Annotated in this window: 31 protein-coding genes and 2 tRNA genes; 15 read left to right on the top strand and 18 right to left on the bottom strand. The window is 70.2% G+C overall.

The features are described 5' to 3' along the window. The first annotated feature begins 63 nt into the window (after positions 1–63). From G9C83_RS09185 to G9C83_RS09175, 3 genes are read left to right on the top strand one after another with little or no spacing between them, the layout of a single operon-like run. Positions 64–306, top strand: a complete 243-nt coding sequence (locus tag G9C83_RS09185; protein WP_167245844.1) for a zinc ribbon domain-containing protein — start codon at positions 64–66, stop codon at positions 304–306. Next, a complete protein-coding gene (locus G9C83_RS09180) occupies positions 303–1,013 on the top strand; it encodes a hypothetical protein (protein ID WP_167245843.1) in 711 nt (236 codons plus the stop codon). The genes G9C83_RS09185 and G9C83_RS09180 overlap by 4 nt, the downstream gene beginning before the upstream one ends. A 32-nt stretch (positions 1,014–1,045) precedes the next feature. Beyond that, positions 1,046–1,306 carry a glutathione S-transferase N-terminal domain-containing protein gene (locus G9C83_RS09175; RefSeq protein ID WP_167245842.1) on the top strand — a complete coding sequence of 87 codons (261 nt, stop codon included), beginning with the start codon at positions 1,046–1,048 and terminating at the stop codon, positions 1,304–1,306. Positions 1,307–1,569: 263 nt separating this feature from the next. On the opposite strand, the gene G9C83_RS09170 is transcribed toward G9C83_RS09175, so the two are convergent. Continuing rightward, a tRNA-Gly gene (locus tag G9C83_RS09170) sits at positions 1,570–1,640 on the bottom strand. Positions 1,641–1,816: 176 nt separating this feature from the next. Between G9C83_RS09170 and G9C83_RS09165 the strand changes: the two genes are divergently transcribed. Then, positions 1,817–2,623: an NAD+ synthase gene (locus tag G9C83_RS09165; RefSeq protein ID WP_167245841.1), complete on the top strand. Its 807-nt coding sequence runs from the start codon at positions 1,817–1,819 to the stop codon at positions 2,621–2,623. Here the strand turns inward: G9C83_RS09165 and G9C83_RS09160 are convergent. Then, positions 2,620–3,303, bottom strand: a complete 684-nt coding sequence (locus G9C83_RS09160; protein ID WP_167245840.1) for an enoyl-CoA hydratase/isomerase family protein — start codon at positions 3,301–3,303, stop codon at positions 2,620–2,622. The genes G9C83_RS09165 and G9C83_RS09160 overlap by 4 nt on opposite strands. Positions 3,304–3,362: 59 nt before the next feature. Between G9C83_RS09160 and G9C83_RS09155 the strand changes: the two genes are divergently transcribed. From G9C83_RS09155 to G9C83_RS09145, 3 genes are all read left to right on the top strand, one after another. After that, entirely contained in the window at positions 3,363–4,025 is a 663-nt protein-coding gene (locus tag G9C83_RS09155; protein WP_167245839.1) for a hypothetical protein, read from the top strand. A gap of 44 nt (positions 4,026–4,069) precedes the next feature. Further along, positions 4,070–4,141, top strand: a tRNA-Thr gene (locus tag G9C83_RS09150). 273 nt (positions 4,142–4,414) lie between these two features. After that, positions 4,415–4,606, top strand: a complete 192-nt coding sequence (locus tag G9C83_RS09145; RefSeq protein ID WP_167245838.1) for a hypothetical protein — start codon at positions 4,415–4,417, stop codon at positions 4,604–4,606. A gap of 16 nt (positions 4,607–4,622) precedes the next feature. Here the strand turns inward: G9C83_RS09145 and G9C83_RS09140 are convergent, their stop codons facing one another. Then, entirely contained in the window at positions 4,623–5,015 is a 393-nt protein-coding gene (locus G9C83_RS09140; RefSeq protein WP_208288678.1) for a hypothetical protein, read from the bottom strand. A gap of 44 nt (positions 5,016–5,059) precedes the next feature. Beyond that, the gene (locus tag G9C83_RS09135) at positions 5,060–6,259 is read right to left on the bottom strand and encodes an inorganic phosphate transporter (protein WP_167245837.1); all 1,200 of its coding nucleotides are present in this window, start codon (positions 6,257–6,259) and stop codon (positions 5,060–5,062) included. A gap of 211 nt (positions 6,260–6,470) precedes the next feature. On the opposite strand from G9C83_RS09135, the gene G9C83_RS09130 reads away from it, so the two are divergent. From G9C83_RS09130 to G9C83_RS09120, 3 genes are all read left to right on the top strand, one after another. Further along, positions 6,471–7,337, top strand: coding sequence for a dihydrodipicolinate synthase family protein (locus tag G9C83_RS09130; protein ID WP_167245836.1), 867 nt, complete (start codon positions 6,471–6,473; stop codon positions 7,335–7,337). 59 nt (positions 7,338–7,396) lie between these two features. Further along, a complete protein-coding gene (locus G9C83_RS09125) occupies positions 7,397–8,164 on the top strand; it encodes a DUF6517 family protein (RefSeq protein WP_167245835.1) in 768 nt (255 codons plus the stop codon). 87 nt (positions 8,165–8,251) lie between these two features. Continuing rightward, positions 8,252–8,722 carry a hypothetical protein gene (locus G9C83_RS09120; RefSeq protein ID WP_167245834.1) on the top strand — a complete coding sequence of 157 codons (471 nt, stop codon included), beginning with the start codon at positions 8,252–8,254 and terminating at the stop codon, positions 8,720–8,722. Position 8,723: 1 nt separating this feature from the next. Here G9C83_RS09120 and rdgB read toward each other — a convergent pair whose 3' ends face one another. The 10 genes from rdgB to G9C83_RS09070 form a co-directional block, all read right to left on the bottom strand. Continuing rightward, positions 8,724–9,278 (bottom strand): RdgB/HAM1 family non-canonical purine NTP pyrophosphatase, encoded by a 555-nt coding sequence (rdgB, locus tag G9C83_RS09115; protein WP_167245833.1) that lies wholly within the window; start codon positions 9,276–9,278, stop codon positions 8,724–8,726. A 43-nt stretch (positions 9,279–9,321) separates the two neighbouring features. Next, the gene (locus tag G9C83_RS09110; protein ID WP_167245832.1) at positions 9,322–9,597 is read right to left on the bottom strand and encodes a DUF5808 domain-containing protein; all 276 of its coding nucleotides are present in this window, start codon (positions 9,595–9,597) and stop codon (positions 9,322–9,324) included. Positions 9,598–9,638: 41 nt separating this feature from the next. Then, complete coding sequence (locus G9C83_RS09105; protein WP_167245831.1) at positions 9,639–11,267, bottom strand: bifunctional N(6)-L-threonylcarbamoyladenine synthase/serine/threonine protein kinase; 1,629 nt, start codon at positions 11,265–11,267, stop codon at positions 9,639–9,641. An 8-nt stretch (positions 11,268–11,275) separates the two neighbouring features. Further along, the gene (locus G9C83_RS09100) at positions 11,276–11,410 is read right to left on the bottom strand and encodes a 30S ribosomal protein S27ae (protein ID WP_167245830.1); all 135 of its coding nucleotides are present in this window, start codon (positions 11,408–11,410) and stop codon (positions 11,276–11,278) included. Beyond that, positions 11,411–11,722 (bottom strand): 30S ribosomal protein S24e, encoded by a 312-nt coding sequence (locus G9C83_RS09095; protein ID WP_167245829.1) that lies wholly within the window; start codon positions 11,720–11,722, stop codon positions 11,411–11,413. A gap of 77 nt (positions 11,723–11,799) precedes the next feature. After that, entirely contained in the window at positions 11,800–12,333 is a 534-nt protein-coding gene (locus tag G9C83_RS09090; RefSeq protein WP_167245828.1) for a GTP-dependent dephospho-CoA kinase family protein, read from the bottom strand. A gap of 1 nt (position 12,334) precedes the next feature. Further along, on the bottom strand, positions 12,335–12,532 hold the full coding sequence (spt4, locus tag G9C83_RS09085; RefSeq protein ID WP_059057698.1) for a transcription elongation factor subunit Spt4: 198 nt from the start codon (positions 12,530–12,532) through the stop codon (positions 12,335–12,337). Continuing rightward, positions 12,533–13,102, bottom strand: coding sequence for a DNA-directed RNA polymerase (locus G9C83_RS09080; RefSeq protein WP_167245827.1), 570 nt, complete (start codon positions 13,100–13,102; stop codon positions 12,533–12,535). Then, entirely contained in the window at positions 13,103–13,480 is a 378-nt protein-coding gene (locus G9C83_RS09075; RefSeq protein ID WP_208288674.1) for a twitching motility protein PilT, read from the bottom strand. Next, positions 13,480–14,718 carry a translation initiation factor IF-2 subunit gamma gene (locus G9C83_RS09070; RefSeq protein WP_167245825.1) on the bottom strand — a complete coding sequence of 413 codons (1,239 nt, stop codon included), beginning with the start codon at positions 14,716–14,718 and terminating at the stop codon, positions 13,480–13,482. The genes G9C83_RS09075 and G9C83_RS09070 overlap by 1 nt, the downstream gene beginning before the upstream one ends. Positions 14,719–14,885: 167 nt before the next feature. Between G9C83_RS09070 and G9C83_RS09065 the strand changes: the two genes are divergently transcribed. Further along, positions 14,886–15,872: a DUF5787 family protein gene (locus G9C83_RS09065; protein WP_167245824.1), complete on the top strand. Its 987-nt coding sequence runs from the start codon at positions 14,886–14,888 to the stop codon at positions 15,870–15,872. Between the two features lie 58 nt (positions 15,873–15,930). Beyond that, a complete protein-coding gene (locus G9C83_RS09060) occupies positions 15,931–16,272 on the top strand; it encodes a hypothetical protein (RefSeq protein ID WP_167245823.1) in 342 nt (113 codons plus the stop codon). Here the strand turns inward: G9C83_RS09060 and G9C83_RS09055 are convergent. From G9C83_RS09055 to G9C83_RS09040, 4 genes are all read right to left on the bottom strand, one after another. Further along, the gene (locus G9C83_RS09055; RefSeq protein ID WP_167245822.1) at positions 16,269–17,087 is read right to left on the bottom strand and encodes an MBL fold metallo-hydrolase; all 819 of its coding nucleotides are present in this window, start codon (positions 17,085–17,087) and stop codon (positions 16,269–16,271) included. The two genes, G9C83_RS09060 and G9C83_RS09055, sit on opposite strands and share 4 nt — an antisense overlap. Further along, complete coding sequence (locus G9C83_RS09050; protein WP_347877794.1) at positions 17,084–18,403, bottom strand: ATP-binding protein; 1,320 nt, start codon at positions 18,401–18,403, stop codon at positions 17,084–17,086. The genes G9C83_RS09055 and G9C83_RS09050 overlap by 4 nt, the downstream gene beginning before the upstream one ends. Before the next feature lie 240 nt (positions 18,404–18,643). Then, positions 18,644–20,320 carry a flippase activity-associated protein Agl23 gene (locus tag G9C83_RS09045; protein ID WP_167245820.1) on the bottom strand — a complete coding sequence of 559 codons (1,677 nt, stop codon included), beginning with the start codon at positions 20,318–20,320 and terminating at the stop codon, positions 18,644–18,646. Between the two features lie 165 nt (positions 20,321–20,485). Beyond that, positions 20,486–23,539 (bottom strand): FAD-binding and (Fe-S)-binding domain-containing protein, encoded by a 3,054-nt coding sequence (locus G9C83_RS09040; RefSeq protein WP_167245819.1) that lies wholly within the window; start codon positions 23,537–23,539, stop codon positions 20,486–20,488. 131 nt (positions 23,540–23,670) lie between these two features. Here G9C83_RS09040 and G9C83_RS09035 point away from each other — a divergent pair, with 131 nt between their 5' ends. The 3 genes from G9C83_RS09035 (at position 23,671) to G9C83_RS09025 (ending at position 26,133) form a co-directional block, all read left to right on the top strand. Next, positions 23,671–24,816 (top strand): thiolase family protein, encoded by a 1,146-nt coding sequence (locus G9C83_RS09035; protein WP_167245818.1) that lies wholly within the window; start codon positions 23,671–23,673, stop codon positions 24,814–24,816. A gap of 79 nt (positions 24,817–24,895) precedes the next feature. Beyond that, the gene (locus G9C83_RS09030; protein ID WP_167245817.1) at positions 24,896–25,657 is read left to right on the top strand and encodes a glycosyltransferase; all 762 of its coding nucleotides are present in this window, start codon (positions 24,896–24,898) and stop codon (positions 25,655–25,657) included. After that, positions 25,654–26,133 (top strand): GtrA family protein, encoded by a 480-nt coding sequence (locus G9C83_RS09025; RefSeq protein WP_167245816.1) that lies wholly within the window; start codon positions 25,654–25,656, stop codon positions 26,131–26,133. Before G9C83_RS09030 ends, G9C83_RS09025 begins: the two co-directional genes overlap by 4 nt.

Genomic DNA, 26,133 nt, shown 5'->3' with positions numbered 1-26,133 from the left:
AGCGGCTTTCGCCTGAGACTGCAAGGGCCAAGGCTGAATAGGCTCCCCGTGTTACGTTCACCCATGGAATGGGGGTTGTTCGTGCTCGCGGTGGTGCTCGTGGCGGCCCTGCAGTTCGCCGTGTGGCGGCGCCTCCAGAGCGAGGACGCGGGCACGCCGGACTCCTCGGGCGTCAGCGAGCGCGTCCAGCCGACGGACGTGCGCGCGAAGCAGGACGGCACGACGCTGCTGTGTCCGTCCTGCGGCGCCGAGAACGACGCTAACTACACGTTCTGCCGCGAGTGCGTCGCGCAGCTGCAGCCGTGACGCGCGCGGTCGCCGTCAACGTCGCCGCGAACACGAACCAGCCGGGGTTCCGCGGACCGCTGCGCGCGGACGGCTCGTTCGTCTACGTGCCGATTCCCGAGAGCGAGCCGACCGTCGAGCCAGCGCCGACGTACGCCGACCTCGACCTCCCGCTCGACGTTCCCGAGGACGTCCGCGAGACGCCGGTCCACCTCGACCCGTCGTTCGCGGAGTACTCCTGCTGCGAGGGCTACACGTACGGCGACCCGCACGGCGTGAAGGCCCGCCCGCTGCTGGACCTCGACGCGGGCGACCGCGTCTACTTCTACGCCACGCTGGACGCACCGAGCGACCCCGCGCCGTGGATGGCCGACGACTGGGGGACGTACCTCATCGGCGAGTTCACGCTCGCCCGCGACCCCGTGCCCGGCGACGAGTTCCCGGACCTTCCCGAGCGCGAGCGCGCGGCGTTCGCGGGGAACGCCCACGTGCGTCGCGACCCGTTCGACGCCGCCGTGATGCTCGCCGGTACCGACGACTCGCGGCTCTACAACCGCGCGGTCCCGCTGAGCGGCGCGCGCGGCACCGAGGCCAACCGCGCGGTCACGGAGTGGTCCGCGGACTCCGGGAAGGGGCCGTGGTGGCGGCGGCCGCTTCGATACGACGACGCCGGCCACGCCCGCCTCCGCGAGTGGGTCCAGCGGGAGGCGCACCCGCCGGTTCGCTGACGTTTACGTGTCTGGCCGGCGAACGGTCGAACATGCTGGAACTGTACCAGTCGGAGGGCTGTCCGTACTCCGCGAAGGTCCGCGAGAAGCTCTCCGAACTCGGCGTCTCCTACGTCGCCCACAACCCCCGGCTGCCGGGCGATCAGGGTGGCGACGTCACCAACGAACAGGCCCACGACGAACTGCAGGCCGGCGGCAACGACGAGATACCGTACCTCGTCGACACCACCCGTGAAGAGGCGTTGTACGGCAGCGACGACATCGTCGACTACCTCGACGAACACTACGCCTGACGAGCGCCGCTGGCTGGTTCGGTAGTCGAGAAATGCGTGGCCGGGAGTCACGCGAGCGAAGCGAGCGTGACATCGGGCGGCGCACGAGCTGTCGAACGAAGTGAGACTGCGAAGTGCGCTGGCCGGGAATTGAACCGGAGCCAGACGTGCTCGCTCACTCCGTTCGCTGCGCGCGACTGGCAGGGCTCAATCCCCTCGCGCATTCACGACGGTACGAACGGCCAGCGACACGAGCGTCGCTGGCTGGTTCGGTCGTAGAGAAGTGCGCTGGCCGGGAATTGAACCCGGGCTATGAGCTTGGGAAGCTCATGTCCTACCACTAGACCACCAGCGCGCTCACGGTGTTTGCGCTCTGCGGCTCGCAAACCCTTCAGGTTTGCCCACCAACAGCGCTCTGTCTGCGATTACCCGACCGTCCCACTTGAACGTAGCGTTTTCGGGAGTGAACGTTCGTTCACGAATCGGCCGTCGGGGGTGGGTTTTAGTCGGGTGCCGACGAACGCGGAGACGATGACTGCGCCAGACACGATAGCGCCGCTGGACTTGCGGTTCTCGGAGTCGGAGTTGGCGGCGCGCCGCGACCGCATCCAGTCGTTCATCCGGGAGACCGTGGAGGCGGCGGGCGCGGACCGCTGCGTGCTCGGGCTCTCCGGGGGTATCGACTCGACGACCGTCGCGCACCTCGCCGTGGACGAGCTCGGGACGGACGCCGTCCACGGGCTCGTGATGCCGGGGGAGGTGTCCAGCGAGCAGAACATGAGCGACGCCGAGCGCGTCGCCGAAGACCTCGACATCGAGTACGACGTCGCGGAGATCGACCCCGTCGTCGACCTGCTCACGGAGCTCTACCCGGAAGCGGAGGGTGACCAGGTCGCCGTCGGGAACGCTCGCGCGCGGACGCGAGCGGTGCTGAACTACCTCGTCGCGAACCACGAGAACGGCGTGGTGCTCGGCACCGGGAACCGGACGGAGGCGCTCGTCGGCTACTTCACGAAGTACGGGGACGGCGCGGTCGACTGCCACCCCATCGGGAACCTCTACAAGATGCAGGTCCGTCAGCTCGCCCGCGACCTCGGCGTCGACGAGGACCTCGTGACGAAGACGCCGACCGCGGAGCTGTGGGCCGACCAGACCGACGAGGGCGAGCTCGGCGTCGACTACGACACGATCGACGCGGTGCTGGCGCTCCACGTCGACGGGAACGTTCCGGCGCGCGCGACCGCAGACGTTCTGGGCGTTCGCGACGGCGTCGTGGAGACGGTACGCGGGCTCTACGAGCGCAGCGAGCACAAGCGCGCGGTGCCGCCCTCTCCCTAGTTCTCGAACGGGTCGTCGGCGAGCAGGCGGGCGAACGCGTCGGCTTCCGCGCGGTCTGATTCCTCGCGGCTCGCGTCCATCGAGAGCAGGCCCGTAAGCTCGCGCAACGCCGCGGGGTCGTTGGCCGCGATCTCCTCGGCGACCTCGCGCGGGTCCGCGGCGACTCTGGAGACGAGGCCGACGTCGCGAGCCGTCTCGGCGTCGATTGTGCGGCCGGACAGCGAGAGGTCCGCGGCGTGCGTGGCGCCGACAGCCTCGGAGAGCCGGCGGGTGCCGCCCCACGCGCCGAACACGCCGAGGGAGACGCCTGGCTCGGCGAACGTCGCGTCCGGCGTGCAGACGCGGACGTCGCAGGCGAGTGCGAGTTCGACGCCGCCACCGCGGGCCGCGCCGTCGACACCGGCGACGACGACGCTGTCACTGTCCTCGATCGCGTTCATCGTTCGCTGGCCGCGGCGCGCGAACGCCTCGCCCCGCGGGCCGTCCAAACCACGGACGACGTCGAGGTCCGCCCCCGCGCAGAACGCGTCGCCCGCGCCGTGGACGTACACCACCGGCTGGTCGGCGTCGGTCACCGCGTCCCGAAGGTCGTCGAGGGCGTCGGGCGTGAGCGCGTTCCGGACGGTCGGCCTGTCGAGAGTGGCGACGCGGACGGCGTCACCGTCTGTCACGCGGAGCATACCGGACGGTGGCGGCGGTTTCCAAAGGTCTTTGCCGTTCCCGCCGCTACGCTTCGTCGATGGAGGAGGCCGAGCAGGCGCGGGCTGCCGCCCGGGACGCCGTCGCGGACATCGAGCCCGACGGGCTCCGGGCGGTCATCGACGACCACGTCGCGTCGTCCTCGATGCTCCCCGGCGTACTCACGGTGTTGAGCGCTCGCGTCGTCGACGGGTCGACCGACGACGACGCGGTGACGCGGCGGGCCGCGGGCGTCCAGCTAATCTACGAAGGCTTGCGCACCACGCGGGACCTCGTCGCCGAGGAGCCGTGGGCGGACACCGACGAACAGGACCCCGGCGACGACCTCGACGTGCTCGCGGCGGACGTGCTCGTCGCGCGCGGCTTCCGGCTGCTCGCGCGCACCGAGGCGGCCGGCCACGCGGTCCAGACCGTCCGGGAGTTCGGCCGCCAGCAGACCGACGAGCAGGAGGGCCGCGCGTCGACGTCGCGCTCGCTGGAGTCGAACGTCTTCGAGCTCGCGGCCATCGCGGGCGGCACCGCGGCGGGCGGCGAGACGCCGGTGGCGCTGCGCCAGTACGTCGTCGGGCTCGCGGACAACGCGGCCGTCCCGCTCCCCGGCGCCGGCGACGCGCTCCCCGATGAGATCGAGGACGTGATGGCCCGAGTCGGCAGCCGGCAGGCCGACGACCGCGTCAGCCCCACCTCGACCGCCGACCGCTGAATCGAAACGCCTAAAGAAGTCCCCGTGCCTTCTAACGAATGCGTGCCTGGGTAGCTTAGCGGTAAAGCGCGTCCTTGGTAAGGACGAGACCCCGGATTCAAATTCCGGCCTAGGCTTTCTGCGAGGAGCCACGTGACGAGCGGACGCCGTAGCCGGAATTTGAGCCAGTCAGTCGCAGCGCGACCGATGGAGCGACCGTCTGACGACGTTCAGATTCCGGCCCGGGCTCTTCTTCCGAGCGATTCACTGCGGAGTCACGGCTCCGCGTTCCGGCGTGAGCTCCGCGTCGGAGTACCCCCTCGAACGTCTTAATTGATATATAACCACATTATACCGGAATAACCTGTATTCGGGATAGAGTTATATTTCTCTCGCGGCCAGTGTCTCGTATGGCAGCGAAGAACCCGAACGCCGACGCGCACGAGACGGACCCCCACCAGTGCCCGTTCTGCGGGGAGCACGTCGCCTCCCCGGGGAAGGGGTTCATGATTCACGTCGAGGAGAACCCCGAGTGCAGCGCGGACTTCGACACGTGGCGCGACCGCGTCGGCGGCGACGTACCCGGCGGCTGGTCGGGGTAGCGGCGGAGCCGGCGCGTCAGGCCGAGGGGTCGCTGACGCGGTCGGCGTCCTCGATGCGCTCCTGGACCTGGTCGCTAACCTCCGACTCGACGCGCTCCTCGACGCGTTCGTCCACCTGTTCTTCGACGTGCGTCTCCACCTCGTCGGCGACCGCGCCCGACACCTGGTCTTCGACCTCCGCGGCGACCTGTGTCTCGGCCTCCTGGGCGACCTCCTCCTCGAGGATCTGCTCGTAGATGCTCATGTTCTCCCAGACGCGCAGGAAGTACCCGAGCACGAGGCCGCCCTGGAGCGCGGCGACGCGAGCGTCCATCCCGAAGACCAGCAGGTAGCCGAAGCCGAGACTGAACGCGATCCCGTAGACGACGTCGATGTAGAACTGCGTCTGTCGCCCACTGAGCGGTGGCATCACTCGCCCCTTCGTCCCGTCCGCTAAAAGGCGCTACGCCGGTCTCAGAAGAACGCGAGTTCGAACGCGAGGAACGACCCGACGGTGGCGGCGACGGGGACGAGGTTCTGCATCGCGACGACGCGGACGGTCGTCGACGGGTCGAACAGCTCGGAGCTGTCCGGGAGGTCCTCGGGGGCGTCCTCGCCGATGTCGCTGGTCGCGTCCTCGCCCGCAACCTCCGGGTCGCCGACGGTGGGTGCGTCGTCGTCGGTGAGCGCGCCGACAGACACCCGCGGGGACGCCCGGCCGCGCACGGCGTCCGCGACGGTGAACGTCCGGGTCGCCTGCCCCCAGCCGAGGCCGACGATGGACATGGTGGCGATGACGACGAAGCTCGCGGGGATGCCGACCGCCGACAGCGAGACGACGATAGTGGAGCTGACGACGGCGACGACGATGGCCGCGGTGAGCGGGAGGTCGGTGATGTCGTTGCCGAGCGTCTCCATCGTGCGCCGCGCGATCGTGAACGCGCCCACCGCGACGGCGGCGGAGCCGACGAGGATGGCGGTGTTCATGCCGAGTTCGCCGCTCCCGACGAGCGGCGCGACGGCGTTCGCGACGTTGCTCGTCCCCGAGCTGAACGCCATCAGGCAGCCGATGGCGACGACGACGAGCGTCCCCACGAACTCGCGGCGGGTAGTGTTCGGACCGAGCGCGGGCCGCGGGAGCGGGCCGGTCCACTCGACGTCGAGCAGCGGGCCGTCGGTCTGGTCGATGGCGAACACGCGGTCGACGCGCGAGTAGCCGTACCGCCCGATCATCACGGACACCCAGAAGCCGATCGCCGGGGACACCAGCCACCAGCTCGCGATCTCCCCGACGACCGCCCAGTTCACGCTGTCGGCAGCGAGCCCGAGGCCGACGATGGCGCCCACCGCGGTCATCGACGTCGACGCGGGCGCGCCCGAGAGGTTGCCGACGAGGAGCGCGCCGCCGACGAAGAACAGGACGGTGATGCTCACCGGGAGCGTGAACACGCCGGGGTCGGCGAGCAGACCCTCGCCGAGCGTGTCCACGACCCGGCGGCCAAGCGTCCACGCGCCCGCGAAGAAGCAGACCGACATGAGCGCGGCGGCGCCCACCTTCGAGATGGCGCCCGCGCCCACGGCCGGCCCGAACGCGGGTCCCGTCGTCGACCCGCCGACGTTGTACGCGACGAAACACGCGATGAGTACGCCGACAGCGAGCAGCGTACCTGTCACGGTTCGGGCGACGCTAGGAGCGAGTGGAATATAATCGCTTCTCACTCGAATCGAAAGCGGGAGTGGGGGAGTGCCGGACGCGCGGGGGGAGGTGGGGAGAATCGAACGCGCGTCCAGGTGGTCCGTGGTTACCGACGGGTTATAAAGATTCGTCAGACGCACCGCCGGCTCGACGCGAAAGCCTACGTCGCCGGCCGTCGTGGGTGGCTGCATGGACGGACTCGGTGTGCCACTGGCGACGCCCTTCGACGAGGACGGTGCTGTCGATCACGACGCCCTCGCGGACCTGGCCGCGTGGGTGACCGACGAGGGCGTGGACTTCATCGTGCCCTGCGGGTCGAACAGCGAGGCCGAACTGCTCACCGCGGGCGAGCGCGCGGCGGTCGTCGAGACCGTCGTCGACGCCGTCGACGTTCCCGTACTCGCGGGCACGGGCAGCCCCGGCATCCGGGAGACGCTCGAGGCGACCGAGCGCGCCGCCGACGCGGGCGCCGACGCTGCGCTCGTCGTGACGCCGTTCTACTTCGACCACGACGACGCGGACCTGGAAGCGTACTACCGGGAGGTCGCCGACGAGTCACCGCTACCGGTGTACCTCTACAGCGTCCCCGCGTACACGGACGTGAAGCTCAGCCCCGAGACCGCGGGGTCGCTGGCCGACCACCCGAACGTCGCCGGGATGAAAGATTCCTCGGGCGACCTCACGGCGTTCCAGCGCACGCGCGCGAGAACCGCGGACGCGGACTTCGAGTTGTTCGTCGGGAGCGGCGGCGTGTTCGCGCCCGCTCTCGACGCGGGCGCGGACGGCGGCATCCTCGCGGTGTCGAACGTCGTCCCCGAGCGCGCCAGCGAAATCGCGGAGCTGCACGCCGCCGGCAAGGGCGAGGCCGCGCGGGACGTCAACCGCCGCGTGCTCGACCTCAACCACGCCGTCACCGCCGAGTACGGCGTCCCCGGGCTGAAAGCCGCGATGCGCTCGCGGGGCCAGCCCGCCGGGACCGTGCGGTCGCCCCACCGCCCCGCCGACGACGACACCGAAGCGGAGCTCGCGGCACTCGTCGAGGACGCGCTCCCGTAACGTCAGCCCGCCGAGGCGCGGCGGAAGACCCATTAGCGCGGAGCGTCCGAATCTGTTGCATGAACCGTCGCAGATTCCTCGGCGCCGCCGGCGTCGCCGGGCTCGCCGCGCTCGCGGGCTGTTCGAGCGCGGCCGGCTCGGTCGCACCGCCGTCAGTTCCCGAAGGCGAGCTCAGCGAGGGCGGGTGGACGCAGACCGACAGCAGCGAGGAGACCGTCTTCGAGCAGAGCTACGGGCCAGTCACGATCACCGCGACGTCCTCGTCGGTGATCTACGAGGACGAAGCGCTCACCGCCGACGTGCGCGAGAAGACGCTCGGCCAGGTCGAGGGGCCGCTGGCCATCTACTCGGCGTCGCACATCAACTTCTCGCCGGACCTCAACAACCTCCCCGGCGGCGTCGGCCGCAAGGAGGTGCTCAACGAGGTCGAGGCCGCCGCCGAGCAGCAGTTCGAACAGCAGATGCGGGACAACGGCCTGGAGAACGTCTCCAAGACCGGCGAGGAGGAGTTCGAGACGGACTCCGGCGCCAGCCCCGGCGTCACGACGTTCAGCGCGGAGTTCCCGGTCGGCGACATGTCCTACGAGGCCGGCGGGGAGACGTTCGAGCTCGGGGGCGAGCCCATCGAGGTCGCGGGCGACCTCGCGGTGTGGAACGACGGCGACTACGTCGTCGTCGCTGGCGGCGCGTACCCCGGCGAGAACTTCGCGACTACGACCGAGACGGACCTCTCTGAGGCCATCTCCGTCACCGTGGACGTCGACCTCGGGCTCACGCCCGACGAGTACCGGACGGAGGTCCGAGGGCTGATGGCCGCAACGAGATGACCACGTGGCGCGAGCTGTTCGACCGCGCCGCCGAGCGTGACGCCGACGCAGACGACGTGCGCGCGGCGCTGACCGAACACCGAGACGATGACTGACGTGAACCCGGCGCGCGTCACGGCCGACGCGGACGTGCTCGCCGCGGACCTCTTCGCGGACGGGGACGCGCGGGACGCGCTCGACCACGTGCGCTCGCACTCGTGGGTCGACCTCGTCGCCAGCGACCCGCTGCTCGACGACGCCGAGGCCGTGATTGCGGCGCTCGCCGACGCCGACCTCGCGGCGGAGTGGCGCGAACGCGTCGAGGACGAAGCGGTGCTCGTCGACCACCCCGAGGGCGACCAGCCCGCGCTCGCCGCCGCACACGCCGGCGGCGCCGCACACGTGCTCACGTACGACGAGCGCCTGCGCTCCGCGCGAGCCGGGATGGAGCTCAAGGAGCGCGTGGACGTCAGCGTGAAGGCGCCTGACGGCTTCGCGGCGCTGTTCGACCCGGCGAAGCTCTACCCGACCGTGGTCGGCGGCGACTACCCCGGTCCGGACCGCGACCCCCGCGAGTAGCTCAGTCCTGCCGGTCCGCCAGCCAGTCCGCGAGCTTCGCGAGCGCGCGGCCGCGGTGGCTGAGCGCGTTCTTCTCGTCGGTGTCCATCTCCGCGAACGTCTCGCCGTCGTGCTCGAAGATGGGGTCGTAGCCGAACCCGCCGTCCCCGCGCGGCGCGACGATGGTGCCCCGCACGGCCCCCGAGAACGTCTCCGTGACGTCGCCGTCCGCGTACGCGACCGTACAGCGGAACGCGCCGCGGCGGTCTTCGAGGTCCTCCGCGAGATTCCAGACGCGCTCGACGCCGAGCGTGTCCTCGACGTACGACGAGTACGGCCCCGGGAAGCCGTCGAGCGCGCGGACGAACAGTCCCGCGTCGTCGACGACGACGGGGACGTCGGCGTCCTGGGCCTCGTAGGCGTCTTCGGCGCCGCGGGCCGCGATTTCGGCGAGCTCGTCGCTCTGAATCTCGGCGTAGTCGTAGTCGTGTTGCTCGACGTCGTAGACGCCGTCGAGGTACTGCTCGGCCTCCCGGACCTTCCCGGGGTTGGTCGTCACGAACCGGAGCGTGCGCATACCGGCGCGTCGACCCGCACCGAGTTGGAAGCGTCGATTAGAATCAGTCGTCGACGACGACTTCCACGGCCTCCGCGTCGCCGTCGCCGCTCTCGTCGCTGTCGCTCTGCTGTTGCTGCCAGAGCAGTCCGCCCGCGACCGCCAGCACGATCCACGACCGCCAGTTCGCGAGGTTCAGCGTGTACCCGATGCCGAACGGCTTCTCCACGAGCATCCCCTCGCCGGGCTGCCAGTAGGACTGCAGCATCCGGCTGAGCTTCGGGCGCTCGAAGTTGTACGGAACGCCGAACAGTTCGCCGCTGGACGGTTTCTCGGCCATACGCGCCAGTTCGGCGGCGGGACTCAAATCAGTTTGGGGACCTACTGGTAGCGCCCGCGGCCCTCGATTGCTCGCAGCTGGTCGAGGACCGCCTCGTCGCCCGCCTCCCCGTATGCGTCCTCGAACGCCGCGGTCAGCGCCTCGGCGTCGTCGGCGGTGCCCGCGAGGCTCTGCTCGAAGACGTGGCAGTCCATCGCGTAGTCCTCGACGTCGTCCGTGTAGTAGCCGAGCCCGAAGTCGATGAGGAACGTGCGGTCGTCGCTCGCGGAGACGCGCTCGCGGGTCGTCTCGCTCCCCGCTGGTTCGTCCCGTGACTGCTCCGCGGTCACGCGCACGTTCCGCGTCGTCGGGTCGCCGTGCACGAACCCGGCGTCGTGAATCGCCGCGAGGTGGCGGCCGACATCCCGGACGCGGGACTCGGTGAGGGCGTCCCGGAGGTCGCTGTCGCCGACGCGCTGGAGCGTCAGCGTCGACTCCGGCACGTCGACGTCCCAGACAAGCGGCGTGGGGACGCCGTGCCGGCGCGCCTCGCTCGTCAGGCGGGCTTCGAGGACGGTGCGGTCGCGGCGCAGGCGCGCGTCGAGGCGGCCGTGGCGGTAGCTCTTCGGGAGCCGTACCTTCGTCACGTGGTCGTTCTCGAAAGTGACGGTGGCCTCCGCGCCCTGCAGGACGTCGCGGTCCGGGCGCACCGGCGGCTCGGGGTCGCGCCACGTCACCGGGACCTCGTCCGGCCGGAAGTTCGAGTCGATGGCGGAGTCCTCGATTTCGAGCGTGTCGCCCGCGCGCGCCATCTTCTCGCCGAGCACCGCGATCATCCCCGCGTTGTCCCGCAGGAAGCGGGGTTCGGGCGCGAAGAAGTCCGCGCCGCGCTGCTCGCACATCTCCGCGAGCATCCCCCGCAGGCGGTCGTTCTGCGCGACGCCACCGCCGAGCACGAGCTCGTCCCGGCCGGTCAGCGAGAGCGCGCGCTCGCTGACCTCCGCGAGCATCGCGAACACCGTCTCCTCCAGCCCGCGGCAGACGTCCTCGACGGGCGTGCCGTCGTCGTAGGCCTGCTTGGCGGCGCTCATGATACCGGAGAAGGAGAAGTCCATCCCCTTCACGACGTACGGCAGGTCCGTGTACTCGCCGTCTTTGGCGTGGGATTCGACTTTCGGGCCGCCGGGGTGGCTCCAGCCGACGTGCCGCGTGAACTTGTCGAGGGCGTTCCCGACGCCCGTGTCCATCGTCTCCCCGAGCACGCGGTACCGGCCGTTCCGGAACGCGAGCACGTGGGCGTTCGCGCCGCTGGCGTTCAGGCAGACGGGGGCGTCGAATCCCGAGCGGTGGCGCCCGATCTCGAGGTGGGCGACCATGTGGTTCACGCCCACGAGGGGGACGTCGAGCGTCTGCGCGAGCGCGCGCGCCGCCGACCCGACGATTCGCAGGCACGGCCCGAGGCCGGGTCCGCGAGAGAACGCGACCGCGTCTACCTGACCGTCGCTCTCGTCGAGGATGGTCTCCACGACCTCGGGAATCGCCGACCGCATGTGCTCGGCGGCCTCGCGCGGGTGGATGCCGCCGCTGTCGGGCGCGTACGCGTCGGACTCGATGACGACAGAATCAGTCCCGGAATCGTACAGCGCCGCGCTCGCACACCACGCTGTCCCCTCGATTCCGAGAACCCGCATCTACCGGGTTAGTCCCACTCGGTGTAGCCGCACTTCCCGCAGTACTGCCGGTCGCCGTGGTCCGCGAGGAACGTGTCCCCGCAGCGCGGGCACATCTCCTTGTCCGTGGTGCCGTCGTCGTTGTAGTAGTCGCTCCGGGGCATCTATTCGGCCTCCTCCGCGTCGGCTTCCTCCTCGGCGCCGATCTTGTTCCGGTCGAGCATGTGCTCGTGTTCGACCTCGGCGGCGTCCTCCGGGGACTCGTAGGTCTTCGCGCGGCCGACGGTCTTCCGCATCCCGAACTTCGTGTCGAGCTCGTGGATGACGACTTCCTCGGAGTCCTTGTCGAGTTTCGCCGCGAGGCTGTCCCGCACGGAGAGCCGCGACGGCGTGGCGTCCTCGTGTTCGATCTCGAATTTGACCTCAGTCCGGTGAAGCAGGGGGTTGTCCTCCTGCTCCAGAATCTCGATTTCCATGGTCAGTTGTTCGTATATGCACGCGAAATCAGTAAAAGCATTTCGAAGGGCTGATTGCGCACGCGAGCGCCCAGCCGTCACTCCAGCAGCGACCAGAACGCGTCGGTGGTCTCTAAGAGCTCGCAGAGTTCGCGGGCCTGCTCTTCGAGCGCGCTCGTCACGTTCGCCAGCACCATCCCCTGGCCGGGCTGGCCGTAGACGACGCTCGCGCCGACCGGCGCCGCGAGGACCGCGGGCAGCGTCGCGAGGTCCTCCTCTCCGTCGACCGCTAGCAGCGTCGACCCCTCGGCCTCGATCGCTTCGACGAGCGCCGCGAGCAGCTCCTCCGAGATAGTGCCGGGCTCGCTGGCGACCTCGACGGTGCGGTCGGCGTCCGGCCGGCCGTCAGCCACCTCCTCGGTGACGGCCTCGCGCTCGGTCTTCCCGTCCACGATTGCGACCTTCGGCGGCGCGTCCGCCTCCACGAGGTGGTACGTCACGACGTCACCGACGGCGATTACGGGGTCGCCGGCGTCCGCCAGCAGTCGCTGGGCGTCCTCGTAGACGGGGCCCAGCGGCTCCTTGAACGCCCCGCGGGCGTCCGGCGGGAGAGTCGCGGCCGCGCGGGCCACGCTACCGGACCTTCAGCGCGTACTCGCCCGGCTCCGAGACCTCCATCTTCTCCGCGATTTCGGACTCCTCGGGGTGCGTGATGACCACGTACCCCGCCCAGTCCTCCGTGAGGCTCGTCGACGAGCAGTACGGGCACATCTCCTCGTCCGGCTCGACGATGCGGTGGCAGTCGTGGCAGGCCAGGCGGTTCGACGCCATCTACTCGGCCTCCTCGCTCTGTTCGCGCTCGCGCTCCTCGCGGAGCCAGCCGTGCTTCCCGAGGCCGGGCTGTTTCGCCGTGAGCCCGATCTTGGACTCCCGGGGGTTGCGCTCGTCGATGCTCTTCGTGACGATGCGGGCCCGCACCGCGTCGCCGGTCCCGATGACGCTGTTGGACTCCCGGGAGGCGAGCTGCTGGTTCTCCTCGTCGAACGCGAGGTACTCGTCGCTGATCTGGGAGACGTGCAGGAGGCCGTCGACGGGGCCGATGCCGACGAACGCGCCGAAGCTCACCACTTCGACGATCTCGCCGTCGACGACTTCCTGCATCTCGGGGTCGAACGTGACGGCGTCGAACTCCGCCTCGAAGTAGACGCCCGGACGGCTCGGCAGCACCGCGCCGTCGCCGAGGTCGTGGACCTCGGTGACGGTGACGACGCTCCCGATGTCCTCGTCCATCCGTCCTTCCAGTTTGTCCTGCAGCAGCCGCTTCACGAGGTCCGGACTCACGTCCCCGAGGTGCTCGGGGGGAACCTCTATCGTGTCCTTCAGCCGTGCTCGCTTGTACATTTATGGTTGAGTGATAGTCAGTTGATTCCGACCCCTTAAATGAATTACCGGCACGCCCGCGTCGAGCAGGCGCTCACGGAGGGGGCCGTCGTTCGTGACGACAGCGTCGGCGTCGCCATCGGTGGCGAGCGCGTACAGCGCGTCGTCCGCGTACGATTCCTCTGCGCTCACGGTGTCGCATCGGTCCGCCAGGTCCGCCGCCACGCTCGCGGCCGTCGCCTCGTCCCCGCCGCCCGCGGCGAGCTTCTCCAACTCGGCGCGCACAGTCTCGGGGACGACGGCAGCGTAGTCCTCTAAGATGCGGTCGAGTTCGTCGAACACTCGCACGTCGGCCTCGACCGGCATCATCAGCGCGTTGGCGTCCATGGCGACCCGCATCACTCCGTGAGCGTCCCCACGCCGATGAGGCGCCAGCGCGCGCCGACGCGGCGGTTGATGGCGATTTTCGAGCCGGCGGGCGCGCACACCGGCCGCTTCAGCTGGACGTCGCACTCGCCGTCGCGGGCGCTCGTCACCGAACCCACCGTGGTGGCGGTGCCGACGGTCAGCATCAGCGGTTCACCAGTGTTGATCTCGTCGATGGTCTCACCCTCCTCGGCGCCGACGAGGCGTTCGAGGAGCTCGACGTCCATCGTGAAGGAGTTCCACGTCGGCGGGAGCGACCCGGGCGGGCCGGCGACCTGGCCGGCGAGCGCGTCGCCCTTCGTCAGGCTCGGGTCGAGGCCCGTGCCGACGCCGAGCAGGCCACCGGGCGAGACGGAGTCGGCGTTCTCGCCGCCCGCCTGGAGACTCCGGACCGTCGTCGAGACCGCCCGCCACTCCGTCTGGCCGCCTTCTTCGACCTCGCGGCCGGGGCGGAGCTCGATCTCCTCGTCGACATCGAGTTCGCCCTGTACGAGGCTGCCGCCGAGCACGCCGCCCAGCAGGCCGCCCCACTTCGTCCCGGGCTTGTTGATGTCGAACGAGCGCGCGACGTACATCCGGGGGTCGGCGTCCGGGTCGCGCTCCGGCGTCGGAATCTCCGTTTCGAGCGCGTCGATGACGAGGTCGATGTTGATCTCCTGTTCGGCGGAGATCGGGACGATTGGCGCGCCCTCGGCGACCGTTCCCTCGACGAACTCCTGGATCTGTTCGTAGTTCTCGCGGGCCTGTTCGCCGTCGACGAGGTCGACCTTGTTCTGCGCGATGACGACGTTGTCGATGCCGATGATGTCCAGCGCCATCAGGTGCTCCTCGGTCTGGGGCTGGGGGACGGGCTCGTTGGCGCTGACGACCAGCACCGCGCCGTCCATCAGCGATGCGCCCGAGAGCATCGTCGCCATCAGCGTCTCGTGGCCGGGTGCGTCGACGAACGAGACCGTGCGCAGTACCTCCGTCTCCGTGCCGTGCTCGGGGCACTCCTCGGCGACGGTGTACGCGTCGGGTACCTCGCAGTCCGGACACTGCCGCAGCGTAGCGTCGGCGTACCCGAGGCGAATGGAGATGCCGCGTTTCATCTCCTCGGAGTGCTGGTCCGTCCACTCACCGCTGAGCGCACGGACGAGCGTGGTCTTGCCGTGATCGACGTGGCCGACCAGTCCGATGTTCACCTCCGGTTGTCGGTGGTTGTCTGCCATGTTCACAGAGTAATCTTGCGTGAATTTCGCCCCGAACGACTGATAAACCTACTGTTACGGAGCCGTCGTCGCGGCGGCGCTGGGCGCCGCGAACTCGCGTTTCGGCTGCGGCCGGAGTCGCCGCGCCGAGCGCGGCGTTTAACCCCGTCAACGACCAACGCCGTGGCGTGCGAGAGTTCGGGTTCGAACTCCGGCTGTGCGCCCGCCTGGAGGCCGACGGCGTCCCGAGCGTCGGCGACACGGGCGTGGTCGCCCGCCAGCTCGGCACGAGCGTCCACGAGGCCGGGGGCCGCATCGTGGACGCCGTCTGCGTGCTCCCCGGTCCGGAGTTCGACGCCCGCACCGGCCTCGCGAGCGAGACGATTCCGCCCGCGGTCCTCGACGCCGACGTCCCCGTCGGCGAGTACGAGCGCGTCGCCCGCGTCTTCGACGGCCCGCCCGAGCGCGCCCGCAGCCTCGCGGAGCGCGGCGCCGACACCGGCTTCCTCGACCTCGACCGCCGCGGCGGCCAGACGGTCGTCCGCCAGCACTCCCGCTATCCCGACTGGATAGGAGGGCTGGTGGGCGTCGAGAACAAGCCCGACCTCGGGCGCCCGGGGGACCTCGAACGCCAGCTGCGCCACGACGCCAGCCTCGGCGTCCTCGACTACGCCGTCGTCGCGACCGCGTCCCACGTCACGCGCGCCCACCTCAACCGGCTCCCCGACGCGGTCGGCGTCTGGCGCGTGGACTTCGACGCCAACGACCCGGTCGAGGTCGTCCGCGAACCCGAGCCGCTCGATTCGGCGGGCCCGGGCCTGGAGGTGCTCGACGCGAAACCGGGGCGGACGGACGTGCGGCCGGTGACGGCCGCGGAGAAAGCCCGCCAGCGCCGCCGGGTCGCCGAGCGCGCGTACGGCAAGGGCTGGCGGACGTACGACCTCCCGGCGTGTGCGCGAGCCGAGCGGGGGACCGAAGCAGACGCCGACACGCTCCCGTTCTGCGCGTACAAGGACCGGCTCGTGGACGCCGCCAGCGAGTGCGGGGCCGACTGCCCGGGCTACGAGACGGCCGACGCCCCCGAGGCGGACCTCGACGCGGAGCGCGAGCGGCACACGCCGTGGCGCGCTGACGCGGGCGGTCGCCGCCGGCAGTCCGGCCTCGACCAGTTCTGACTGCACGCGCTGCGAGTCCGCCAGCCGTTTCAAGTTCCGACGGCGCGACGAAGCAGGTATGCGACGACGAGAGCGAGCAGCCGCGGTGGCGGCCGCGCTCGCTGCGGTCGGCGTCTCCGTGGTCCTCGATGCGCCGTCGGTGTCCCTGCTTCCGACCGGCGCGCTGTACGCCGCTACCGGCTTCTACGTCGCACGGTATCCCGACGTCCTCGGGGGCGGTTCCGAGCGACCGAAGCCGGACTGGGTCGCCGGTGCGCTCGGCGGCGGTCTCACCCTCGGGCTGTTCGGGCTGACGACCGTTAACGCGCCCCCGTGGTTGCTCGTCTACGGCTTCGGCCTCGCTTCGTTCGGGTTCGCGGTCGGTGTCGCGTGGGCGCGCAGCCGTCCCGAACCGTCCTAGAGCGTGAACGTCTCGCCGTCGACGGCGAGTTCGTCCGCGAACGCCTCGTCGGCGGGGTAGAAATGGGAGACGTGGACGACGCGAGTCTCGTCGGCGGCGAGGTCGTCGCCGAGCGCGAGCGCGCCCTCCCGGGTCATGTGTTTCGTGCCGAACGTCCGCGGGACGCCGTCCTCGTCCTCGTGGCGGCCGCCGACGGGGTGGTGGTCGGCGAGGTGCGCGGGCACGATGCCGTCCGCGAGCAGGAGGTCCGGATCCCGCAGCGCGTCCAGCGACTCGTCGGGGACGTCGTAGGTGGTGTCGCCGGAGAGCGCGAGTTTCGCGCCGTCGCGCTCGACGACGACGCCGTAGCACAACAACGGCGGGTGGTCGACGGGGACGAGCGTCACCTCGAAGCCGGCGGCGTCGAACGGCTCGAACGGCGAGACTGCTCTGGGTTCCACGTTGTCGAGGTAGTCGTACTTCGACGCGACGGTTTCCGCGACGCTCTCACCCGTTTTGGAGTCGGTCTCGTCGGCCGCGTACACCGGGAGGTGGTCGAACAGCCGGTAGGCGTTCCCGAGGCCGTCGAGGTGGTCGAAGTGAATGTGGGAGACCACGCCCGCGTCCGGTAAGGCGACGTCCTCGCGGAGGAACTGCGTGCGGAAGTCCGGGCTGAAGTCGAGGAGGAGCGCGTCGCCCGTGGCCTCGTCCTCGACGTGGACGGCGAATCGCGTGCGCTCGACGCCGCGGTCGCGGGCTGCCCGGCACGTCTCGCAGTCACACCCGGGCGTCGGCGTGCCCGTGGTGTCACCCGTGCCCAGCAGCGTGACCCTCATGCGTGGTCGTGGCCGGCGTGGGGCGCGTCGTCGTGGTCGGGTTCGTCGGGGTCGTCGATGGCCTCCTCGAGGGTGTCGAGGTTGCGGAGGTGGTCGCGGTCCTCGAAGTCCTCGACCGCCGCCACGAGGTCGTCCTGCGTGAGCGTGCGGCGGTCCTCCACGAGCGCGTCGAGGACGGCCTCCCGGAGCACGAGCCGGAGGTCACTGCCCGTCAGGCCCTCCGTCTCGGCGGCGAGCTCCTCGGGGTTGAAGTCGTCGACCGCGAGCTCCTGGGTGACGAGTTCCAGAATCTCCGCGCGCATCCCCTCGTCCGGCCGCGGGAACGAGAGGATCTCGTCGAAGCGCCGCCACGCCGCGGCGTCGAGCTCGTCCGGGTGGTTGGTCGCGCCGATGAGCAGCACGTCGTCGTTGACGAGGCTCACCTCGTCGATGGACTTCAGGAGCGTGTTCACCGCGCGCTTGATGGCGTTGTGCTCGTCGCCCGTCCGCGTCGTCGCGACGAAGTCGAACTCGTCCATGAAGAGGATGCACGGCGAGAGGCGCTTGGCCACCTCGAAGACCTTCTCGACGTTCTTCGCCGTCTCGCCGAGGTACTGGCTCGTGATCATCGAGAGCTTTACCTCCACGAACGGCAGGTCGAGCTGGTGGGCGAGCCCGCGGGCGGTCGAGGTCTTCCCCGTGCCCGGCGGGCCGACGAACAGGAGCTTCCCGATCTCGCTGAGCCCGATCGTCGCGAGGTAGTCGCGGTGCTCGATGGCCTTCGCCACCTTCGAGATCTCGGCCTCCTGCTCCTCCGTGAGCACGATGTCGTCGAGGGTCACGTCGATTTCGGCGGGCGAGCGCACCTCCACGAGGTCCAGCATCTCCTCGTCGTCCTCGTCGAAGTACTCCGCGAGCAGGCCGTCGATCCACTGCGGGTCCGCCTGCACGGGGCGGTTCTCGTCGCGGGCGGCCTCGTAGTCCACGCCGAACTCGTCGCCGACCGCGTACGCCATCGCCGGGTTCTCCCGCACCCGGTCGGCGTCCGCGTTGTCCACGAACCAGTCGACGGCCATCTCGTCGTCCACGAGGCTCATCCCCCCCGAGAACGTGTCCCGGTCGGTGAACATCAACTCGGAGATGGCGTCCCAGGGGTCGTCCACGTCGGTCCCCTCGCTGACAGCCGTCTCCGTCGTCTGCGGTGGCCGCGGGACGCCGTCGTCGTCCCACAGCACGCTACGGTACGCCGGCGGCAGGTCGTTCTCGTCGAGCTCCCGGTGCTTGTCGTAGACACGGGCCGTCAACAGGAATTCGACGACGTCGAGCGCCTCAGTCACTACCCTCAACCTACCAACTCGGGGCGCATAAGCGCGTCGCAGTCGACTTGACCGGTAAATATCCAGGGTAGTGTCGGCGAGGACGGCACCGAGAACGCCTCGAAAGCCCCGGCTCGCTTGCGGTCGCTCGCCGACATATCCGCTCGCTGCGCTCGCGGATAGTGGTCGACGAGGCGACTGCACAGAGCGCGAGCGAGCCGCCCCTTTCAGTCCCACCGGTTGTTTCGGCTGGCACCTGATTCAGACAGTCGCGTTCTCCTGCACGTAGAAGACGAGCGGGCGGGCGTACTGGTAGCCCTGGTAGACCTCCCGTTCGTAGCCGCGCTCGGTGAGTTCGTCCTCGATGCCGTCATCGTCGCTGTCGAGCGCGACGACGACGGGCGGCTCGTGTTCGAACAGCGTCTCGTTGCGGGTGGTGCTGGAGACGTTCGCGCCGTAGCGGTCGAGGTACCACGGGAGCGGCAGGCGCTCGAACCACCCCTCGTAGGAGCCCGTCGTGACGTTCAGCCTGGGCGTCGTCGTGAGGTCGTTCGGGTTGTTGAACTCGCTCCCGTAGAACATGACGTCGACGCCGTCGTTCCGTGCGGAGATCTCCCGGACCTCCGAGAGCGTGGGCTTCATCTCGCCCGAGGGCTGGGCGTACTGGACGAGTGGATTGTCCGGGCCCTGCGCGTTCACGTACGTCGTCTGGGCGGCGACGGCGCCGGTGCCGGCGGCGGCGACGAGGAACGCGAGCGCGACGGCGCGCGCGGCGGGCGCGTTCCCGGCGGCGACGGCCGCGCGACCCTGGCTGAAGAGGAGGCCGGCGCCGACGCCCGCGGGCACCGCCAGCGGCACGACGACGTTGATCATCGTCCACGCCGCGGAGATGTCCGCGACCGCCGGGTAGCCGAACAGCGAGAACGCCCCCCAGTAGAAGCACACCTCGACGACGGAGCGGGGCTCCGCGGTGACGTAGCGCTCGTAGAAGAAGCCGAGGAGGGCGAACGCGACGAGCGCGGTGGCGCCGACCGCGAGCACCGTGAGGTCGTGTTCGAGGAACGCGATGTAGGAGTGCTCCTGCATCCCCGTCGACCCCCAGAGCCGCATGAACTCGCTCCACGATCCGAGGGTCGCGTCTCGGAGCACGCCCGGCAGCAGCGCGGGGTTCGACAGCGCCTCGTAGAGGTCGGGCTTCGGCGCGTAGAACATCACGACGACGGCCGCGGCCTCGGCGAGTGCGGCGCCGACGTGGAGCTTGTACCGCCACGCCGCGCGGGCGATGCGCCGGACGTGCGAGCGCACGACGTCCCAGCGGCTGTCGTCGACCGCGCCGGCGAGCACGAGCCGGCCGTCGAGCACGAGCACGAGCGCGCCCAGCCAGCAGACGGGGTACAGCAGCGCGTTCTCCTTCGTCGTGAACGCGAGCCCGAACGGAATCGCGGCGGCGTAGAGGTACCGCGCCTTCCGGGTGTCGAGGGCCCGGACGAACAGCCCGAACGCCGCGAACATGAACGCCGCGAGCAGGAGGTCGTTGCGCATGAACCGCGAGTAGTACAGCAGCAGGGGGTTGCCCGCGAAGAAGAGGCTCGTCGCGACGACCTCGGCGTTCGAGAGCCGGTCCCGGAGCAGCCACGGCGTGAGGACGAGGAGCGCGCCGACGACCGCGACGACCAGCCGCATCGCGAAGTCCGACGGCCCGAGCAGGTCGAAGACGACACCGTTGACGTGCGGGAGGAACGGCCCGTGGATGATGGGGCGGTACTGCCACGCGCCCACCTCCATGTAGTGCAGCGTCCAGTCCGCGACCCGGCCCTCGTCCTGGTGGGCGACCCGCCAGCCGAGGTCCCAGAGCCGCGCGAGGAGGGCGAGGGCGGCGACGGCGACGAGCGCGAGGACGACCCGGCGTCGGCCGCGCCCGTCACTCGAGGAGAACATACCACGGCGTTTCCACGGGTTCGATAAACGCTTTCCGGATAGCGAGAGCCCGAACGAGGTGAGGGCTCTCGGGAACGCGAGCGGCGAGCGGAGTGAGCCGCGAGCGGAGAGCAACGGCGCCTCGGAATGAACGACAGCGAGCCGCGAACAGCGAGGCGCGCCGCGCTACGACTCGTCCAGCCGTTCGGCGATGGCTTCGACGGGGTGCGGGGGGATGTCGTCGACGCCGTCGCGGTCGCCGAGCTGGGAGCGACAGGAGCCGCCGGGGGCGACGACGCGGTCGGCGTGGCTGTCCTCGACCTGCTCGAAGAGCCGGCTGCCGATGGCCTGCGAGAGGTCGTAGTGTTCGTCGTGGTAGCCGAAGCTCCCGGCCATCCCGCAGCACGTCGTGTCGAGGGGGTCGACGTCGTAGCCGACGCGCCGGAGGACGCCGACTGCGTGGTGGTCCTTGTTGGTGGCTTTCTGGTTGCAGTGGCCGTGGTAACTGAGCGCGCCGGCGGCCCCGGGAGAGCGGTCGGGGACGGGGAGGTTCTCGTCGAGGCCGAAGGCGTCGAGGTACTCGCAGACGCCGTACGCGCTGTCGGCGACGCGCTCGACGGGCGCGCGGGAGCCGCCGTCCGCAGCGTGGGCGTGGTCGCCGAGCAGGTCCAGGTACTCGTCCTGGAACATCACGGCGTCCGAGGGCTCGACGAAGACGACGTCCCAGCCGTCGGCGACGCGCGGCGCGAACTGGTCGACGTTGGCGCGCGCTCGCTCGCCGGCGCGGTCGAGCATTCCGGCGGAGAACGCCGCGCGGCCGGAGGGCGCGGCGTCGTCGGGAATCGCGACGTGAACGCCGGCGGCTTCGAGCGCGCGGACGGCGGCCTTCCCGGCGGCGGGATAGGAGTAGTTCGTGTACGTGTCCGGGAACAGGAGCACACGGCGGTCGGCGTTCTCGGGCGAGACGACGGAGCCGCCGCGGTCGTCGAACCAGTCCTGGAGGGTCTCGCGCCGGAACGGCGGGAGTTCGCGCTCGGGCGCGATGCCGAAGACGGACTGGAGGACCTTCCGGGCGCCGGGAATCTCGGTCGCCCAGTTCGAGACGGGGGCGAGCGCGGAACCGAGCTTCGAGGCGGCGTCGATGTCAGCGAACAGGCGCTCGCGCAGCGTCGCGCCCTCCTGCTCGTGGTGGCGGTGTTTCGTCTCGGCCTTGAGCTTCGCCATGTCGACGCCCGTGGGGCAGTCGCTCTTGCAGCCCTTGCAGCCGACGCAGAGATCCAGAACTTCCGACTGGAAGCGCTCGGAGTGAATCTCGTCCTCGGGGAGGTCGCCGCTGATGGCGGCGCGGAGCATGTTCGCGCGGCCGCGGGTCGTCTGGACCTCCTCCTCGGACGCGCGGTACGTGGGACACATCACGTCGGAGCCGGTCTGCCGGCAGGTGCCGCAGCCGTTGCAGAGCTCCACGAGCTCCGTGAACCCGCCCTCCTCTGAGAAGTCGAGTGCGGTCTGCGGTTCGACGGACTGGTACTCGGGGCCGTACCGGAGGTGGTCGCGGTTGTCCGCGCCGACGCCGCGGTCGGCGTCCGGGCCGACGTCCGCGGCGCTGTCGCGGTAGACGACGTTCCCGGGGTGCATCCACCACTCTGGGTCGAAGGCCGTCTTCACCTCCTTGAACGCCGCCCAGAGGTCGTCGCCGTACATCTTCGGGGTGAACTCCGTGCGCGCCATGCCGTCGCCGTGCTCGCCGGAGAACGAGCCGTGGTGGTCGAGCACGAGGTCGGTGACGTCCTCCGTGATGGAGTGCATCGCCTCCACGCCGGACTCCTCCTTGAGGTTCAGAATCGGCCGGATGTGGAGGGTGCCGGAGCCGGCGTGCGCGAAGTACGCCGCGGACGTGCCGTGGTCGTCGAGGACGGCCTGGAACTTCTCGACGTACTCCGCGAGCTCCTCCGGGGGGACGGTCGCGTCCTCGATGAACGGGTACGGCTTCGGGTCGCCGTCGAGGGACATCAGCAGCGGAATCGCGGCCTTCCGGAGCTTCCAGAGGTTGTCCTGGGCGGACTCCGTGTACGCCTCCACGACGTCGAACGCCGGGCCGTCGTCGAGGAACCGCTCGTTCGTCGCGGCGACGGCGGCCCCGAAGTCATCGTGGAGTTCGGAGTCGAACTCCAGCATGAGCGCGGCGTCGGCGCCGGCGGGAATCGGCTCGACGTACTCGGCGTAGCCGTCCGAGTCGGCGGCCAGCCGGAACACCTCGTCGTCCATCAACTCGACCGCGCTGACGTCGTACTCCAGGGCGACGGGGACCATCCGCATCGCGTCCACGAGGTCCTCGAAGCAGTACAGCGCCAGCGCCGTCTCCTCCGGAACGGTCACGAGCGACAGTTCGGCTTCGACGACGACGCCGAGCGTACCCTCGGCGCCGACGAACAGCTTCGCGAGGTTCAGCACGCGCTCGCCGTCGTCGTTCTCGTAGACGACCCGGTCGAGGTTGTACCCCGTGACGCGGCGCTTCAGGTCGGGGTAGCGCGCCTCGATTTCGTCGGCGTTGTCCTCGACCACCGCGCGGACGGTTCGGTAGATTTCGGCCTCGCGGTCGTCGCCGGCGACGATGTCGTCCCACTCCGGGGAGTCGACGACGACCTCCCGCGCCTCGATGACGGAGCCGTCCGAGAGGACTGCGGTGACGGCCTCCGTGTAGGCGTCGGTGATGCCGTAGCGGACGGAGTGGGCGCCAGTGGAGTTGTTCCCGATGCCGCCGCCGACGGTCGCGCGGTTCGAGGACGCGGGGTCGGGCGCGAACTTCAGGCCGTGCTCGGCGAGGTAGTCGTCGAGGTCGTCCTGCACGACCCCGGGCTGGACGCGCGCCCGCTTCGCGTCCGGGTCGACGGACAGCACGTCGTCCATGTGCCGGGAGACGTCGAGGACGACGCAGCCCGGGCCGACCGTCTGACCCGCCAGCGACGACCCCGTGCCGCGTGGGAGAATCGGGACGCCGTGGTCGGTCGCCACCGCCACCGCTGCTCGCACGTCGTCGACGTCCGTGGGGAAGACGACGCCGGCGGGCTGTGCGCCGTAGATGCTGCCGTCCGTCGCGTACAGGACGCGCGCGTACTCGTCGAACGCCACGCGGCCGTCGACGCGAGCGCGGAGATCGCTCGCCAGAGCCTGGTACTCGGCGGCGTCCGGTCGGTCGACGTCGAGTTCCCGCGCGGACCACGTCGAGTGCTCGGAAGTCACACCGCCGTGTTCCACAGTATCGATAATTAAGATTCGGCTCGCGTCAGCACTACGCGCGCCCCGAAGTAAACGGCGAGCCGCGGGCGACGCGTTGTCGGAGGTTTATGGTCCGCGGACCCCCACACGTACGCATGGCAAGCGACAACACTCCGGTCATCGCCGCCGCCTACCGAACGCCCCAGGGCAAGGAGGACGGCGTGTTCGCGGACACCCGCAGCGAGGACCTCTCGGTCGCGCTCGTCGACCACATCCTCGACGAGCACGGCCTCACGAGCGACCACGTCGACGACCTCCAGTGGGGGGTCGCCCAGCAGCGCAAGGAACAGGACAACAACGTCGCGCGCGTCATCGCGCTGCTCTCCGACCTCGGCGAGGACGTGCCCGCCGCGTCCGTCAACCGCTGGTGCGCGTCCTCGATGGAGGCCATCATGCGCGCGGCCGACTCCATCTCCGCGGGCCAGCGCGACGCCATCATCGCGGGCGGCGTCGAGAACATGTCCCGCGTGCCGATGGACGGCGACTCCTACGAGCACCTCCACCCGGGACTCGCGGAGCGCTACAACATCCCCGAGCTCCAGATGGGGATGACCGCCGAGGAGGTCGCCGACCGCTACGACATCACGCGCGAGCAGCAGGACGAGTACGCGCTCCAGAGCCAGCAGCGCGCCGCGGAGGCCACCGACGAGGGGCGCTTCGACGACCAGATCGTCCCCGTCGAGACCGACGACGGCCTCGTCGAGGAGGACGAGGGGATCCGCCGGGACACCTCGATGGAGGCGCTGAGCCAGCTCCCGACGGTGTTCAGGAGCGACGGCACCGTCACCCCCGGCAACGCCAGCCAGATTTCCGACGGCGCGGCCGCCACGCTCGTCACCAGCGAATCCTTCGCCGAGGACCACGGGCTCGACGTGCTCGCGTACGTCGGCGACCACAACGTCACGGGCGTCGACCCGCGCGTGATGGGCATCGGCCCGGTCCCCGCGACGAAGGAGCTCCTGGAGCGCACGGGGCAGGACATCGACGACTTCGGCCTCGTGGAGCTCAACGAGGCGTTCGCCTCCCAGACCGTCTACGCCCGCGACGAGCTCGGCGTGGACAACGACAAGTACAACGTCAACGGCGGCGCCATCGCGCTCGGCCACCCGCTCGGCGCGAGCGGCGCGCGCCTCCCGGTCACGCTCGTCCACGAGATGCAGCACCGCGGCGTCGACAAGGGGCTCGCGACGCTCTGCGTCGGCTTCGGCCAGGGAGCGGCGATTACGTTCGAGCGCCCGTAGTCGCACTTCGTCTTTCTGTGGGCCGCCGCCCGCGTCGATACCACGAAATTGATACCGTTCGCTCGACTCTCTCGACGCAATGCGTTCCGTCGGTATCGTCGTCCCCGCCTACGACCCCGACGTCGAGGTGCTCGTCTCCTACCTCGACGCCCTCCGGGAGGCGCTCGCGCCCGAGCGCCTCCACGTCGAACTCGACGCGGGGAGCGCGGCGACCGTCGCGGCGATTCGGGAGGCCGGAGCGACAGTCAACGACGCCGACAGCCGTCGCGGGAAGGGCGCGGCGGTCACGGCGGGCTTCGAGACGCTGGAGACGGACGTACTCGCGTTCGCTGACGCCGACGGCGCCACGCCCGCGGCGTCGCTGGCGCGCGTCATCGGCCCTGTGCGGGACGGCGACGCCGACCTCGCGGTGGGGTCGCGCCGCCACCCGGATTCGGCCGTCGCGAGCCACCAGACGTTCGCGCGGCGGTTCCTCGGCGACGGGTTCGCGTGGCTCGCCGGCCGCCTGCTCGACGTCGACCTCTACGACTACCAGTGCGGCGCGAAAGCCATCACGAGCGAGGGGTGGCAGGAGGTCCGGAACCACCTCTACGAGCCCGGGTTCGCGTGGGACGTCGAGCTCGTCGCGATGGCGGGCGCGCTCGACCTGCGCGTGCTCGAAGTCCCCATCGAGTGGGAGGACCAGCCGGGGTCGACGGTGTCGCCGGTGGAGACGTCGGTCGCGCTGTTCCGCGCGCTGCTGGCGGCCCGCCACCGGTCGAAGCTGCTGCGGGACAGCCAGCTACACGAGGCCATCGCGGCGCGCCGCGACGACCAGGCCGCGCTCGTGGAGCGACGATGAGCCGGGCCGACCGGCTGCGAGAGGCGCTCCCGGACAGGCTCGCGGCGCTCGTCTCGACGGTGCGCTTCGGGCAGTTCGTCTCCGTCGGCGCCATCGGCGCGGTCTTCGACGTCACGACGCTCGTCGTGCTCACCGAACTCGCGGGGCTGCCGGCGGCCGTCGCGAACGTCGTCAGCATCGAGACGGCGATTCTCGTGATGTTCACGGTGAACGAGCGCTGGACGTTCGCGAGCCACGGCGAGGCGGGCGCGCGCTCTATCGGTCGGCGGCTGGTGCGCTCGCATCTCGTCCGCGCTGGCGGGTCGACGCTCCAGTACGTGCTGTTCGTCGCGGTGTTCTACAACGTGACCGTCGACCTCTCGCTGGCGGGCGTGGACCTCTGGCTGGTCGTCGTGAAAGGCGGCGCTATCGGCGTCGCGATGCTCGTGAACTACGTCTTCGAGAGCCTGTTCACGTGGCAGGTCCACCGCGAGTGA

The sequence above is a fragment of the Halobacterium sp. R2-5 genome (assembly GCF_011734195.1).
In the GTDB taxonomy this organism is placed as follows: domain Archaea; phylum Halobacteriota; class Halobacteria; order Halobacteriales; family Halobacteriaceae; genus Halobacterium.
This window is presented reverse-complemented; position numbering and strand designations above follow the sequence as displayed.